General features: G+C 29.7%; 17 protein-coding genes. 13 read left to right on the top strand and 4 right to left on the bottom strand.

Annotated features, from left to right (window positions below):
• Position 1: 1 nt before the first annotated feature.
• The gene (locus tag ACSVC9_RS06710) at positions 2-304 is read left to right on the top strand and encodes a hypothetical protein (RefSeq protein ID WP_446899572.1); all 303 of its coding nucleotides are present in this window, start codon (positions 2-4) and stop codon (positions 302-304) included.
• Positions 305-307: 3 nt separating this feature from the next.
• On the opposite strand, the gene def is transcribed toward ACSVC9_RS06710, so the two are convergent.
• On the bottom strand, positions 308-781 hold the full coding sequence (def, locus tag ACSVC9_RS06715; protein ID WP_446899573.1) for a peptide deformylase: 474 nt from the start codon (positions 779-781) through the stop codon (positions 308-310).
• A gap of 185 nt (positions 782-966) precedes the next feature.
• Between def and ACSVC9_RS06720 the strand changes: the two genes are divergently transcribed.
• Together ACSVC9_RS06720 and helD are read left to right on the top strand one after the other, a co-directional pair.
• Positions 967-1,461 (top strand): ECF transporter S component, encoded by a 495-nt coding sequence (locus ACSVC9_RS06720; protein WP_446899574.1) that lies wholly within the window; start codon positions 967-969, stop codon positions 1,459-1,461.
• Positions 1,462-1,617: 156 nt separating this feature from the next.
• Positions 1,618-3,921 carry an RNA polymerase recycling motor HelD gene (gene helD, locus ACSVC9_RS06725; protein WP_446899575.1) on the top strand — a complete coding sequence of 768 codons (2,304 nt, stop codon included), beginning with the start codon at positions 1,618-1,620 and terminating at the stop codon, positions 3,919-3,921.
• Positions 3,922-4,020: 99 nt separating this feature from the next.
• Here the strand turns inward: helD and ACSVC9_RS06730 are convergent, their stop codons facing one another.
• Complete coding sequence (locus ACSVC9_RS06730) at positions 4,021-4,179, bottom strand: Spo0E family sporulation regulatory protein-aspartic acid phosphatase (RefSeq protein WP_446899576.1); 159 nt, start codon at positions 4,177-4,179, stop codon at positions 4,021-4,023.
• 446 nt (positions 4,180-4,625) lie between these two features.
• Here ACSVC9_RS06730 and hprK point away from each other — a divergent pair, with 446 nt between their 5' ends.
• The 4 genes from hprK to ACSVC9_RS06750 all read left to right on the top strand — a co-directional run bounded on the left by hprK (position 4,626) and on the right by ACSVC9_RS06750 (position 8,666).
• Positions 4,626-5,561: an HPr(Ser) kinase/phosphatase gene (gene hprK / locus ACSVC9_RS06735; protein WP_446899577.1), complete on the top strand. Its 936-nt coding sequence runs from the start codon at positions 4,626-4,628 to the stop codon at positions 5,559-5,561.
• Complete coding sequence (locus tag ACSVC9_RS06740; RefSeq protein ID WP_446899578.1) at positions 5,551-6,099, top strand: 5-formyltetrahydrofolate cyclo-ligase; 549 nt, start codon at positions 5,551-5,553, stop codon at positions 6,097-6,099. The genes hprK and ACSVC9_RS06740 overlap by 11 nt, the downstream gene beginning before the upstream one ends.
• Before the next feature lie 111 nt (positions 6,100-6,210).
• Complete coding sequence (locus ACSVC9_RS06745; RefSeq protein WP_446899579.1) at positions 6,211-7,155, top strand: magnesium transporter CorA family protein; 945 nt, start codon at positions 6,211-6,213, stop codon at positions 7,153-7,155.
• Positions 7,156-7,265: 110 nt separating this feature from the next.
• A complete protein-coding gene (locus tag ACSVC9_RS06750) occupies positions 7,266-8,666 on the top strand; it encodes an aminopeptidase (protein WP_446899580.1) in 1,401 nt (466 codons plus the stop codon).
• A 75-nt stretch (positions 8,667-8,741) separates the two neighbouring features.
• Here ACSVC9_RS06750 and ACSVC9_RS06755 read toward each other — a convergent pair whose 3' ends face one another.
• On the bottom strand, positions 8,742-9,581 hold the full coding sequence (locus ACSVC9_RS06755) for a PHP domain-containing protein (RefSeq protein WP_446899581.1): 840 nt from the start codon (positions 9,579-9,581) through the stop codon (positions 8,742-8,744).
• A gap of 211 nt (positions 9,582-9,792) precedes the next feature.
• Here ACSVC9_RS06755 and ACSVC9_RS06760 point away from each other — a divergent pair, with 211 nt between their 5' ends.
• From ACSVC9_RS06760 to ACSVC9_RS06785, 6 genes are all read left to right on the top strand, one after another.
• Positions 9,793-9,993 (top strand): alpha/beta-type small acid-soluble spore protein, encoded by a 201-nt coding sequence (locus ACSVC9_RS06760; protein WP_446899582.1) that lies wholly within the window; start codon positions 9,793-9,795, stop codon positions 9,991-9,993.
• A gap of 180 nt (positions 9,994-10,173) precedes the next feature.
• Complete coding sequence (locus tag ACSVC9_RS06765) at positions 10,174-11,403, top strand: aminopeptidase (protein ID WP_446899583.1); 1,230 nt, start codon at positions 10,174-10,176, stop codon at positions 11,401-11,403.
• Between the two features lie 88 nt (positions 11,404-11,491).
• Positions 11,492-12,046, top strand: a complete 555-nt coding sequence (locus ACSVC9_RS06770) for a rubrerythrin family protein (protein ID WP_446899584.1) — start codon at positions 11,492-11,494, stop codon at positions 12,044-12,046.
• 191 nt (positions 12,047-12,237) lie between these two features.
• Entirely contained in the window at positions 12,238-12,603 is a 366-nt protein-coding gene (locus tag ACSVC9_RS06775; RefSeq protein ID WP_446899585.1) for a phage holin family protein, read from the top strand.
• Between the two features lie 165 nt (positions 12,604-12,768).
• On the top strand, positions 12,769-13,233 hold the full coding sequence (locus ACSVC9_RS06780; protein ID WP_446899586.1) for a bacteriohemerythrin: 465 nt from the start codon (positions 12,769-12,771) through the stop codon (positions 13,231-13,233).
• Positions 13,234-15,078, top strand: coding sequence for a MutS family DNA mismatch repair protein (locus tag ACSVC9_RS06785; protein WP_446899587.1), 1,845 nt, complete (start codon positions 13,234-13,236; stop codon positions 15,076-15,078).
• A 65-nt stretch (positions 15,079-15,143) separates the two neighbouring features.
• Here the strand turns inward: ACSVC9_RS06785 and rbr are convergent, their stop codons facing one another.
• Positions 15,144-15,728, bottom strand: coding sequence for a rubrerythrin (gene rbr / locus ACSVC9_RS06790; RefSeq protein WP_446899588.1), 585 nt, complete (start codon positions 15,726-15,728; stop codon positions 15,144-15,146).
• Positions 15,729-15,737 lie beyond the last annotated feature (9 nt).

The raw sequence follows: 15,737 nt of genomic DNA on the forward strand, positions 1-15,737 counted from the left end.
AGTGGTTTATATTAATGATAGAGCATTGAATTATGCGAAAAAAAATGGCGGTGGATTTTTAGTAAGGACAATTTCAGCGTCAAGTGGATGCTGTTCTATGGATGTAAAAGAAGTATCTGTTGAATTTATAAAAAAATTTCCTGAAATATATACAGGATATAGGTTAGAGAAATATGAAGGAATAAATGTGTTTATAGAAAATGGATTGGAAATTGAAGACAAAATAACAATATATGAAAAGATAAAACTTCCCTTGCTAGGTACGATATTTGGAGCAAAGGGAGTTTCTGTAAAGTATTTATAATCTTTATTTTTTATCTAATTTATATATTTTTTTAGATTTTTCCATATATAGTATTCCGTCCAAGTGATCTATTTCGTGGCAGAATGCCTTTGCGAGAAGACCATTTGCAGTATAGGTTACTTCTTTGCCATTTAAACTTAATCCTGTTACAATTACTCTTTTGGGACGTATTACAATTCCTTCATAACCTGGATAGCTTAGGCATCCCTCAACACTTTCCTCATGACCCATCTTTTTTACTATTTTAGGATTTACTAATATAATGGAAGTAAAATTTTCTTCTTTTAAATCTATAAGTATAACTCTCTTCAGTATTCCTATTTGAGGAGCTGAAAGACCTATACCCCCATCATCGGTATTTAAAGTATCCCTGAGATCTTCCGCTATGTCAAATATGGTATTGTCTATTTTTTCAACTCGTCTGCTTACTCTTTTTAAAATTTTGTTTCCATATTTTAATACTTCTTTTACTGCCAAGTTGTATACCTCCTGAATGAATATTATAAATAAATTATACATTTATTTATGTCAACAATCAAACTACATATTATTTCATATTTGTGAACATATTTCTTTGAAGCTCTCCAATAAATATGTTTACAATAAAATTAAAATAGTATATACTCATGTATATACATTGAAATACACAGGAGGAATAATAAATGAATAATATAAGAAAGCTGACTTATGCAGGACTTTTAACAGCTCTTGCAATTATAATACCAACAGTCTTTGGATTTTTAAAAATTCAGTTAGGACCATTTAGTGCTACACTTGCATCACATGTTCCCATGTTTTTATCTATGTTCTTAGGTCCGGTACCAGCTATAATGGTTGGAATAGGATCTGCACTTGGATTTTTAATAACAAGTCCTGCCGTAATTGCAGCGAGAGCATCAAGTCATATATTTGTTGGATTTCTAGGAGCTATTTTATTGAAAAAAGGTGTGTCATTTAAAAAAGTAATTGCTTTAACTGCACCGGTACATGCTGTTTTAGAGGCGATATTTGTGATACCATTTGGATTTACTATGTTCAAAGTGCTTGTAGTAGTAGGAGCGGGTACTTTTGCTCATCATATAGTTGATGGAGTTATTGCATTTACACTTGTGACTGTTCTCTTTGGAACTTTAAAAGTTAATCTGAGAAAAGCTTAAACGATATACATGAAAATTTGATTGAGCAGTGCAGAATTTGCACTGCTCAATTTTTATATACTTGACATATATAGAATGTAAATATAAAATTGAAATTTGTATAAATAATATTATAATTAATTTTGATTTTGCTATTAGATGAGGGGGGATATAATCGTGACCATAAAAGATGAGGATATTAAAAATGAAAAGGAGCATCTTAAATATACTGAAAAATGGATACATAGACAGATTGAAAATATAACTGAAGATGATAGAAAACTTAGAGTAGATATAGAAAGCTTGAGGAAACGATCAAAGGGTAAATATAATCAAGAACTTGAAACTAAAGAAAAATTATATAAGATGACTCATCAGCATCTGGAAAAGTATATAGAAAGTCAGGAACAACCCTACTTTGGACGTATAGATTTTAAAGAATACAAAAAGGATGAAGAGACATTCTATATTGGAAAATTTGGACTTGGAGATGTGAAAGATGGTGATGAAAAGGTAATTGATTGGAGATCACCGCTTGCAGATTTATACTACAGTGGAACTTCTGGAGATGCATTTTATAGGTCTCCTTCTGGAATAATAAGTGGCAAATTAAATTTAAAGAGAAAATTTTTAATAAGATGTGGTAAACTTGAGGATGCATTTGATGATGGAATAAATGATATTATACTTCGTTCCTCTAATGAAGAGGAAAATGCACTGGTTGATGAATTCTTGAGGATAAATCTAGAGGGAAGTGTAAGTAGCAGGCTGAAAGATGTAGTTGCTACCATACAAAGAGAGCAAAACAATATAATAAGGGCAGAAAAAAACACAGTACTTATAGTTCAAGGTTCTGCAGGATCTGGAAAGACCACAGTAGCACTTCATAGATTAGCATATCTTTTGTATAAATATAATAAAAAATTAAGTGGAAAGGATATTATGGTAATAGCACCTAATAGACTGTTTCTTGATTATATATCAGAAGTTCTTCCAGATCTTGGAGTAAATGATGTAAAACAGGATACCTTTGAAGATATATGCAAGGATATATTAAATATAAAGTTGAAGATACTTACGAAAGATCAAAAGTTATCATATCTGGTAGAGGGGAATGACGAGAGAAAAAAGGAACTTTTGATTGAGAGCAGTAATTTAAGAGGCAGTATATTATATAAAAAATTTTTAGATAAATATGTAAATTATATGGAAGAGGAAGATTCAATAATAGATGATATAAAAGTTTGTGGTTATATATTGTTTAGAAAAGAAGAAATTATAAGGTTGTATTTAAAAGATATGATAAATCTTCCTATAAAAAAGAGAAAAGAAGAAATAAAAAGATATTTTAAATTAAAGATAGATGATAAGATAAAAGCCATTTTGGACAAAGTTGATTTTTCCTATGAGTATTTAGTTGCTAGAGTAAAAAAGACAATGGGAGATTGCGAGAAAAGAAGAAATAGCTTAATACAATTATATAATGAAAGAGACTCGAAGAAGAAAAGACTAAATTCCGATGCCAGAAGATGTTTTGATGAATATTTCAATAATTGGAACGGAATGGACACTAAAAATAAATACGGAAGATTTTTAAATGATGAATCAATATTTTTAAGAATAACTCAAGGGAGAATTAAAAAGAGTATTTGGAAATTTATGAAGGATGAATTTAATAATAATATAGAAAAAGAAATTCTTGATAGCGATGATCTGGCATCTTTGATATATTTGAAATTTAAAATAGAAGGTATAGAAGATAAATTTAAATATAAACATTTAGTTATAGATGAAGCACAGGATTATAGCAAGTTCCAGTTTGCTGTATTGAAAGAACTAACATCTAATAATTCTATGACTATAGTAGGCGATGTAGGACAGGGAATATATTATTATAAGGGAATATCTAAGTGGCAAGATCTAACTGAGGACATCTTTAAGGATAATTTCAAATATGTAGAACTTACCCAAAGTTATAGATCAACTATTGAAATAATTGAATTTGCAAATGAAGTATTAAAATTCCAAAAAAATTGTTTAAAACCTGCAACTCCAATTCTGAGACACGGTGAAAGTCCAAAATTAGTTCAATTTAAAACCAACAGAGAGTTCGGAGGTTATTTAGATAAAATTGTTGAATATGTAAAGTCTAAAAACAAAAAGAGCATAGCTGTTATAGGCAAGGATTATAACCAGTGCAAAAAAATAAGAGATCATTTGAGAAAGTATAGTAAATACAAGTGGACACTTATAAAAGATAGTGATAAAAACTTAAAATTGGATTCTATAATAATCCCTTCATATATGACCAAAGGATTGGAATTTGACTGTACTGTAGTCTATAATTGCAATGAAGAAAATTATGGATGCCATAAACTGGATGAGAAGATATTATATGTAGTACTCACTAGAGCACTTCATCTTGAATATATCTTTTATTCAGGGAAAATTTCGAAACTAATTAAAAATAAATATTTATGAGTTATGAACTGGGGGGAGTTTTGCTCCCTCATTTTAATCCATAAAAATGTTGCTAAATATTGAAAATACATATAACAAATTTGAATTTTAAAAATCAATTTATATTTTTAACTTTTGGTATTTCAGGATTAGCTTGTCTAATTCTTCGCTGCACTGTACAACCTCATAATCTGTTAAATTATTATGCTGAATTAACATATACAAATTTTCTTTCAATTTAGTTATCTGCATTTCTAACTCTTTTAAATTATTATTCATCACAATTACCTCATAAATTAAAATTTATCCGTTAGTTTATATATTATATTTTAGCAGATAATATGGAAGTAAACATAAATTTTATAAGTCAATAATGTACAGATTATTACAAGAATGAACATAATTTCTGTAGATAAGGTGTGGATTATTCTGTGGAAAAAATGTGGAAAAACATAAAATATGTCTTTTATATATTGATATAAAACATCACATAAAAAATTTGAAGATTAAAATATTGTCAAAAAGTTTTTGGAATTTTTATAGGGTATTGTAATATAGCTTATGTTTTTGTTTTTATGTTATAATATATAAAAATAATTATTATTTACGTTTTGTTTTTAGTATGGACAAAGTTATGCGAAAGTGTAAAAAACTGTTTAAGAGAGTATCTAGGCAATATAATAGAGTTTCTGAATTTGAAAGGTTAAATTAGGGTGAAGGAGAATATGACAGTATCAGTAAAAGATATAATAGAACATTTAAATCTTGAAGTTTTGAATAGAGGACAGAGATTAAATGAGATAAATGTAAGTGATATAAATAGACCTGGACTTCAATTTAGTGGATTTTATAATTATTATGCAAATGAAAGGGTACAGGTAGTAGGAAAAACTGAGTGGAGTTTTCTGGATGCAATGCAGCCTGACCTTCGGGAAAAAAGGCTGAGAAAATATTTCGAATTTGATAATCCGTGTACTGTGATAACAAGAAATCTGACACCCCATAAGGAATTTATGGAAAGTGCAGTTGAGTATGACAGATGGGTACTTAGAACTGACAGCATATCTACAAGATTTATAAATAAGCTTATGAATTATCTGGATTATAAACTAGCTCCAGAAATTAGACTACATGGAGTGCTTTTGGATGTATATGGAGTTGGTATTCTTATAACAGGCGAAAGTGGAATAGGAAAAAGCGAAACTGCTCTTGAACTTATAAAAAGGGGACATAGACTTGTAGCTGATGATGCCGTTGATATAAAGGAAATAGATGGAGAACTATATGGTACATCTCCATTCATAACTTCTGGAATGATAGAAGTTAGAGGAATGGGTATAATAGATATATCAGCATTGTATGGATTAAGTTCTGTCTTGAAGAAAAAGGTAATAAACCTGGTAATATACATAGAACAGTGGAAAGAGGACCAGAATTATGACAGGCTTGGTATAGACAAAGAATATGTGGACATATTAAATATCCACATAAGAAAATTAACACTTCCAATAAGGCCAGGCAGGAATCTTGCTGTTATAATAGAAGCTGCGGCTGCAAATTTTAGATACAGTTTGATTACAAACGTAACTCCAGTAGATGTTATAAGCGATAGAATAAGACAGGTTGAAAAGAAGAGGAATGAAAAAAAGAATGAAAGATAAAAATGTTATCAGAAATAATATGATATTGTTAAGGAAAAGTTTGAATATTGCGGAGCGTATAAAATTGGACAATATTATATTTGAGAAAATTATAAATAGCTTTGATTATAAAAATGCATCTTGTATATTCATATTTGTAAGTTATAAGAGTGAAATTGACACCCACAATATAATAAAAGAGGCACTTGCAGATGGAAAAATTGTATGTGTACCAAAGGTAATATCTAAAGATAAGGGCATGATTGCTGGTTATATAAAAAAATTTAGCGATTTAGTTCATGGAAAGTTCAATATATTGGAGCCTCCGGATGATAAGTCTGAAGTATGCAGGTCACGTATAGACTTGGCCTATATTCCTGGAGTTGCTTTTGATAACTGTGGAGGTAGACTGGGTTATGGAGGCGGTTATTACGATAGATTTTTAAAAGGCTTGAGAACTGACTGCAAAAAAATTGGCATATGCTATAAATTTCAAATTGTGGACAAAGTACCCATGGAAGAACATGATATATATATAGATAAAATAATTTCAAATTAGCTAACAGCCACCACTGATAGAAGCTTAAAATGATTAATAATTATGGTTTTTGCACAAAATAAATATCATAATTAATTTATTAACTGATATAGCTGTATTGGTGGTGTTTTTGTGAGAATAATCGATATAGACAATGATTTTATAAACGTAAATGCAGCGAATGAAGAAAATTTGAAAAGTAGATATTACTGGATAATTGCAAATATAACAGAAATTAAACAATTAGATGAATTCATAAAAATTGATTGTGAAAGTATGGAAGACTGTACGGGCCCATCTAAAACCTCGAAAATCAGTTTTTTTAATGACTACATTTTTGCTGTTTTCAACGTACTAAATTGTGTAAATAATATAGTTGTATCTAAGGAATTGAATGTGTTTCTAAGTAAAAAGTATTTAATAACTATATACAAGGAAAATATAGATATATTAAATGAATTGATAATAGACATTAGAGAATCAAAAAACTGTTTTATATTAAAAGATAAACCAGAAGTTGATATACTACTATATTATATATTGGATCGAATAATAATAAGGAATTATAATGTCATATCAAAATTGGAAGCTGAAGTGGATAAGATAGAGATAAAAATATTGAAGGATCCAAAAAAGGATCAATTGTATAATCTTATAACTTTAAGAAGGCAAGTATACAAGGTCAGAAATTACTTAAATCCACTTCGATATATAGGGGACAGTCTTGTTTTAAACGATAATCTTATAATAGAAAAAGATAGTATGATATATTTTATAGGACTTAATAAAAAGATAGAAAAACTTATGCTTTCTTTAGAGAGTTTAGTTCAGGATCTGTCAATGGTTAGGGAAGCATTTGAATCCGAGGTTGCTAATAAGACAAATGAACTGATGAAGATATTCACTGTAATAACAAGTATATTTATGCCATTGAATCTTATAACAAGTATGTATGGAATGAATTTAAAGGGTATTCCATTTGTAAATATGGAAAATGGATGTCATTATGTGGTTATACTGATGGGTTGTATAGCATTTATATTAATATTCATATTTAAAAGAAACAAATGGATTTAGTGTCTTACCTACGTGTAATGGAGTCTTATATGGAAAATAATTTAAAAACTTGGTATAATATAGTTGTTTGTATGTTTATATAAATATGATATGGATAAGGAGAGATTGTTATGGCAAAGGACCTTCAGAAAAAATATGATTATGCTTGGGATAAATATTCAAAAGACGATTTCAAGGAACTCTTTAAAATATCCGATGAATATAAAGATTTCATGTCAAAATGTAAGACGGAAAGGGAATGTACGGCAGAATTTATAAAAGAGGCTTCAGCAAACGGCTACAAAAATATAGAGGAGTTAATAAAAAATAAGACAAAGTTAAATCCAGGTGATAAAGTCTATGCTAATAATAAAGATAAAACTTTAGCATTATTTATAATAGGATCTAAAGATATAGAGGAAGGTATGAGTATACTTGGTGCACATATAGATTCACCGAGACTTGATTTAAAACAGAATCCACTATATGAAGATACAGATCTTGCGCTATTTGATACACATTATTATGGTGGAATTAAAAAATACCAATGGGTAACTTTACCACTTGCAATTCATGGTATAATAGTGAAGAAAAACGGAACAAAGGTAAATGTGGTTATAGGAGAGAATGAAGATGATCCTGTAGTTGGCATTTCGGATCTTCTTATTCACCTTGCGAATGACCAAATGAACAAAAAGGCGAATAAGGTAATAGAGGGAGAGGACCTTAATATATTAGTGGGAAGTATTCCGGTTAAGGATAAAGATGTAAAAAATAGGGTAAAACAGAATATTCTCAAGATATTAAACAAAAAATATGGAATTGAAGAAGAGGATTTTGTTTCAGCGGAATTAGAAGTTGTGCCAGCAGGAAAGGCTAGAGATTATGGTATTGATAAGAGCATGGTTATGGCTTATGGACATGATGATAAGATATGTGCATATACTTCTTTTGAAGCCATGATGAAAATAAAGAATCCAGACAAAACTTGTGTAACACTTCTAGTTGATAAAGAGGAAATAGGAAGTGTAGGAGCTACTGGGATGCAGTCCAGATTTTTTGAAAACACAGTAGCAGAATTGATAAATTTAATTGGAGACTATAGTGAATTAAAACTTAGAAGGTCACTTATGAACTCCAAGATGCTTTCTTCAGATGTAAGTGCTGCTTTTGATCCAAATTATCCTTCTGTAATGGAGAAAAATAATGCTGCTTACTTTGGAAAAGGAATAGTTTTTAATAAGTATACTGGAGCTAGAGGAAAGTCTGGTTGTAATGATGCAAATCCTGAGTTTATTGCTGAAATAAGAAAAGTAATGGATGATGACAATATATCCTGGCAGACTTCAGAACTTGGAAAGGTTGACCAGGGCGGCGGCGGAACAATAGCCTATATACTTTCTGAATATAACATGCAAGTGATAGATTGTGGAATAGCCCTTCACAACATGCACGCTCCATGGGAAGTTGCAAGCAAGGCTGATATATATGAAGCAGTAAAAGGTTATACTTCATTTTTAAATAGGATATAACCTAAATTTTAAAGGATCGGAAAACCGTAAATAGAATAAATTATTCTATTTACGGTTTTTAAGTTACTTGTTAATTTATATAGAATTTAGTTTCCTTAAAAATAATTCTATTCTGTCTTCTTCCAGGTATACTTGGCCGGGATAGGTTGCATGTTTTGAATCACTGCTGTCCATACCATGAAAATCAGAGCCTGCAGATATGATTTTATGATATTCATTTGCATAATTTATAAATCTCAATGTATCTTCCTGTGTATTGGCAACATATATTGCTTCTATTCCATCAAAAGGCAATTTTATAACTTCTTCTACGTCAATACCTCTTATAAGTACTGGATGGGCTAGTACTGTCATAGCTCCTATGGATTTTAAAAGTGATATTCCGTCTTCAGTAGTTAATTTTTTATTTGGTATATAGGCAGGACTATTCTCACCTATAAATTTTGAGAATATGTAATCAAAGCTGTAATTATATCCAGCATCTATTATTGCCTTTGCTATATGGGGCCTCGCAATTACACCATGAGCGTTTTTAAGAACTTTTGTATAATCCAGTTTTATATTAAAAAATTTATATAAATTATCTATAATTTTTTTTGCTCTGTTTAATCTGTAATTATTCATTTCTTGAAGAAAATTTTTAAAGTTACTGTTAATTGTGTTTGTGGTATTGAAGTAGCCAAGTACATGAACGCTTTTACCTTTATATAGAGTTGAAAGTTCTATACCCGGAATTACCTTAATTCCGATTGAGACACTTTGGGAGATCGATTCTTTTAATCCTGAGATGGTATCATGGTCTGTTACAGATATTATATCAAGATTGTGTATCTTTGCTAGACTCACAAGATCTTTAGGAGAAAATTTTCCGTCAGATTCACTGGAATGTAAATGAAAATCTCCTTTTTTATACAATCAAATCACCTACTTCATTAAAGTATTTAATGTAATTATTATACTCTTTTAATATGATAGTGCAAAATTTTTATTAAATTTCTAATTATGATATAAATTAGAACAATTTCATATAATTTTATAGAGTAATAAATCTAAAATAGACCAAACTTATAATGCAGCATAAAATTTATACACATCAGATTAAATATGAATTTAGGAGGGATTATTTATGTCAAACAGTAGAGGAAATAAAGTACTTGTGCCACAGGCTAAAGAGGCATTAAACAGATTTAAGATGGAGTCTGCGAGAGAAGTTGGTGTAAATTTAAAAGACGGATATAATGGGGATCTTACTTCAAGAGAAGCAGGATCAGTAGGTGGAAATATGGTAAAAAAGATGATTGAAGCTTATGAACAAGGTTTAAAATAGCATAGAATAGAATTTTGAAATCAACCCTGATAAGTAGATAAAGTTAAGATAATTATTTTAACATCGACTTATCAGGGTAATTTTATATCACAAATTATGAAAAATAACGAGTAACTTGCGTTTATAAGCAATTAAGGATAATATAATTAAGATATATATTTTATAATGGAGAGATGAAATATGAATAAGAACTTTTTAGAAAAGTATGCGGATCTTGTTGTAAAAATAGGTATAAATATTCAGGATAATCAAGTTTTAGTTATAAATTCACCCATTGAATGTGCTGAATTTACGCGATTTGTTTCCCAAATAGCCTATGGAGAGGGAGCTAGAGATGTAGTTGTTAACTGGGCTGATGAAAAGCTTTCAAAAATAAAATATATTAATGGAAGGGAAGATATATTTGATGATTTTCCTAAATGGAAAAGAGAATTATATACAACTTATGCAATAAATGATGCTGCATTTTTAAGTATTCATGCCTCTGATCCAGAACTTATGAAAGATGTGGATCCAAGGAGAATAATGAGGTCAAATAGAGCAGCTAATAAAGCTTTGGCAGAATACAGGGAAAGAATTATGGCTGACAAAAATGTGTGGAGTGTAGTATCAATACCTACAAAAGCATGGTCTAAAAAAGTATTTCCAAATATTCCGGAATATGAAGCGGTTGAAAAATTATGGGATTCTATATTTGAAATTGTAAGGGTGAAGTGTGATAATCCCTTGGAAGCATGGGAAAATCATAAAACAGATTTAAAAAAGAAAATGGAATTTTTAAATAAAAATAATTTTAAATATCTTGAATATAAAAATAAATTGGGGACCAATCTCAAAATAGAACTTCCAGAAGGACATGTATGGCTTGGAGGATCATCTTTTAGCCCTGCTGGTGTAGAATTTATGGCAAACATACCTACTGAAGAAGTTTTCACATTACCATTGAAAACTGGAGTAAACGGGAAAGTATTTAGTTCAAAACCTCTAAATTACAATGGTAATCTGATTGAAAATTTCTCAATCGTATTTAAGAATGGGAAAATAGTGGATTTTACAGCCGAACATGGTTATGAAACCTTAAAGCATATTATTGAAACAGATGAAGGTTCCCATTACCTTGGAGAGGTAGCGTTGGTACCATTTAATTCACCAATTTCAAATTCCAACATATTATTTTATAATACACTGTTTGATGAGAATGCATCCTGTCATCTGGCAATAGGTGAAGCATATCCTGTATGTATTAAGAAAGGTGAGAATATGTCTAAAGAACAGCTTAAGTCAATAGGAGTAAATGGTTCATTGGAGCATGTAGATTTTATGATTGGGACCGAAGATCTGGATATAACAGGAATAAATCATAATGGAAAAAGAATAGAAATATTTAAAAATGGAAATTTTAGCTTTTAAAAGATATTTAAAGTAATTAGAGGAATATAATATCTAAATATAGGGCAAATTAAATGTATAATTTAAATATGTTTAATGAGGTGGTAATATGACATTAAGAAATGCTATGACTGCGGATTTTCTGCGTTCAGCTTTTGGCGGAGAGAGTATGGCTCATATGAGATATTTGATTTGGGGTGAAAAAGCTGAAAAAGATGGTTTTCCTAACATAGGAAGATTATTTAAAGCTGTTTCGTATGCGGAATGGGTTCATGCTAGAAATCATTTCAATGTGCTTAAAGATCAGCTTGGTGATAGTTCTGTTACAGCAGGAGGAGTATTTGGACTGAAGAATGTAGCTCAAAATTTACAGGGAGCTTTTGACGGTGAAATTCATGAAATAGATCAGATGTATCCTGTATATCTTGAAACTGCAAGGTTGCAGAATGAAAAAGAAGCAGAAAGATCATTTAATTTTGCACTCAATGCTGAAAAAGAACATGCGAAATTGTTTAAAAAGGCTCAGGATATTGTAAAACAGGGAAAGGATACAAATGACACCAAAATATATGTATGTCCTATTTGTGGATTTACTGTAGAAGGAGAAGTACCTGAAAACTGTCCTATATGTGGAGCTAAAAAAGATATGTTCAAAGACTTTTAAAATCATTGCTTGAAGATAATAGCTTTTGCTTTCGCAGAGGCTATTTTTATTTATACATAAATAATTTTTAAAATTTAGGTAAAGCTATATTATATAATTAAATATTTTTCTATATAGACAGGGCTTATTAGAATTATTTAATTTGCTTGTTTATTTTAGATTATAATCATATTGTAAAGGAGTGATTATTTGTGAGTGATACAAGTGATAACAAGGAAAGGTCTTCTTCTGTAACCAGGTATATTATAAGATTGGTTATTACAATAATAATATTAGCTATAACGTCGTTTTTAACACCAGGTTTCAGTATAGTGGGACTATGGTCATATTTGGCAGCTGCAGTTGTAATAAGTGTAATAGATTATTTAGTAGAAAAATTTATGGGTATAGATGCATCACCGTTTGGTAAAGGATTGAAGGGATTTATAATTGCAGCTATAATATTATATTTAACTCAATTTATAGTTCCAAATATGAGGGTATCCATAATAGGCGCTATTATAGCAGCACTTATAATAGGAGTTTTAGACGCTATAATGCCAAGTGGTGTTATGTAAAATAAAATTTGAATTGTATGAATACAGGTATAAATTTAATAAATATAATAGTATTAAAAGAGGCAATATTCAAATAATATTGCCTCTTTTAATACTTAAAAAATATGTTATAATCTATAATATGAATAATAAGGAAATCTAAATATTATAAGGGGTAATAATAAAATGTTTGAATGGAAAGATAAATATAGCTGTGGAATAAAGAGAATAGATGATGAACATAAGAGACTTTTTGAAATAGGACAGTCCATATATGACTTGGTAAAGGATGAAGACAATTTATATACTAATGAGATGTTAGATGAAATTTTGGATAATATAGATAATTTGAGAGATTACACTGTTTATCATTTTGAAGATGAAGAGAGATTAATGCAATTATATGATTATCCTGGGTATAGGTCACAGAAACTAGTGCATGATAAGTTTATAGATACTATTGAAAATCTGGATTTGGAGTCAATAGAGGAAAATCCCAAAGAGGAGGTCTTAAAGTTGTTAAATTTTATATACAATTGGATAAGTGAACATATTTTAGGAATGGATTTGAAATTAAGGGATTATTTCAATGAACTTAAACCTTCTAAAATTATTAAAGATCACAGTAGATTCTTATCCAAGGAGCAGTAAATGGAAATCATAAGTAAAATTTATACAAGAAGGAAAAATCATTATAGGTTACTCTCCGAAAGACAGGAAAAATTTATTAAATTTATAAGTAGATTAAGACTGATTATATTTATTCTTGGACTTGTAGTAACCATTCTATTATATAGATATGGATATGTATACTTAAGTATAAGTATAGCGTTAGTATTTATAATACTTTTTATTGTTGCTGTTAAAGTCCATGAGAAGATAGGAAAGAATTTTAAATTTACGAAAAAACTTTATGATATAAATGATATTTCCTGTCAGCGACTTCAGGGAAAGTGGATATATTTTAATGATGATGGAGAAGAATTCAAAGATGATAACCATAATTACAGTTCTGATTTGGATGTATTTGGGAAAGGATCTATTTTTCAGTGGATAAATACTGGTGAAACTTATTCTGGCAGAGAAAAGCTTCGAAAATTATTATCCTGTAAACAATACAAAATGGAGAGTATACTGGAAAGGCAGAATGCCATAGAGGAATTGGCCAATAAACTAAATTTTAGACAAAGACTTCAGGCAGACGCCTATTTTACGGGATGTGAAAAAAGCGAATATGATATTGAGGATCTTGTTGATTTAATGCAATCCTCTGGAAGAAATATTTATAGTAACAGTTTTGTAATAGCAATATTTAAAATAATGCCGTTCATAACTATAGTACTTCTATTTATGGTTTTTGTATTACATATGTTCAGCAATTATATTGGATACATGGCAATTATATTCCCCATAATACTGTTGCTTATTGATTCAAAAAATAGATTTAAAAGTCTTGATATTTTATTCAAACTTAAAGAAAGTATAAAATCTTATGAGAATATTATTGATATGATATATAGTAGAAAATTTTCTTCAGCATATATAAACAAACTTCAGGGAGTATTTAGAGATGAAGATGAAAATGTTCAGATCAATTTAAAGATTGGATTTAAACCAATGAAAGATTTGGTAAAAATAGCAAATAATATTTCAGAGAGAAGAAATATGGCATATATAATACTTAATGTACTATTTCTTTGGGATTATCAATGTATGTTTGCTTTTGAAAAATGGAAAATTAATAGTAATAATATACGAAAATGGATTGATACGGTAGCAGAATTCGAGATGCTGTGCAGTCTTGCGATTATAAATTTTGACCATCCACACTGGACTATTCCTAAAATTTTACATGAGCCGCTCACAATAAAAGCAAGATCTATGGCTCATCCCCTTATTAGGGAAAAACCTGTTAATAACGATTTAAATATAGATAGTGATTCAAAAGTACTTTTGATTACAGGTTCAAATATGTCCGGAAAAAGTACATTTTTAAGAACTGCAGGTGTGAATTTAATACTTGCGTATACAGGTTCTGCAGTATGTGCGGATTATTTTAGTTGTTCCATAATGAATATATACACTTGTATGAGGATAAGTGATAATCTTGATAAAAATATATCCTCCTTTTATGGAGAAATTTTGAAAATAAAATCAATTGTAGAAGCTGCAAAAATGGGTGAAGATATATTCTTCCTTTTAGATGAAATTTTTAAAGGTACCAATTCAATAGATAGACATATAGGAGCCAAAGTGCTTATAAACGAGCTCAATGGTTTAAATGCATGTGGGATGGTGTCAACTCATGATCTGGAATTATGTGATATGGAAAATGAATATAGTAAGGGCATAAAGAATTATTATTTTAGAGAGTATTATAAAAACAATAAAATATATTTTGATTATAAGCTTCAAAGGGGTATATCGAAAACGCGTAATGCCTTGTATTTGATGAAGATGGCTGGAATAGATATTCCAGATGATAGGAAAATTTGACCTAAAAAAATCAGGTAAAATTCTTTTACCTGATTTTTTTACTTTTAGCCAACTATTTTAGCCAACTAAAAATTATCTGCAAGTAATTCAAAGTATGCTTTTGGATGTGCACAGGCAGGACAAGCTTCAGGAGCCGAGGTACCTTCATATATATATCCACAATTGTTACATTTCCATTTATATACTTTATCTTTGGTAAATACTTTGCCTTCTTCTATATTTTTAAGTAAAGCTTTGTATCTTTCTTCATGGTGCTTTTCAACTTCTGCAATTTTTCTAAAAACTGTTGCTATTGCAGAAAAACCTTCTTCATCGGCAACTTTTGCAAATGCAGGGTATAATTGAGACCACTCTTCATTTTCTCCTGCTGCTGCTGCTTTTAAATTTGTTTTAGTATCGCCTAAGGCAACTGGATAAGAAGCATTTATTTCAACCGCTTCTCCACATAAATCCTCATTTACAAATTTAAAAAATCTCTTTGCATGTTCTTTTTCATTGTTTGCAGTTTCTGTAAATATGTTAGAAATTTGAACATATCCTTCCTTCTTTGCTGTAGAAGCATAGAAAGTATATCTATTCCTGGCTTGTGATTCTCCAGCAAAAGCTTTCATTAAATTTTCTGCAGTTTTTGTACCTTTTAAAGATCCCATAAAATACCT

It is taken from the genome of Clostridium sp. LBM24168 (genome assembly GCF_052953915.1).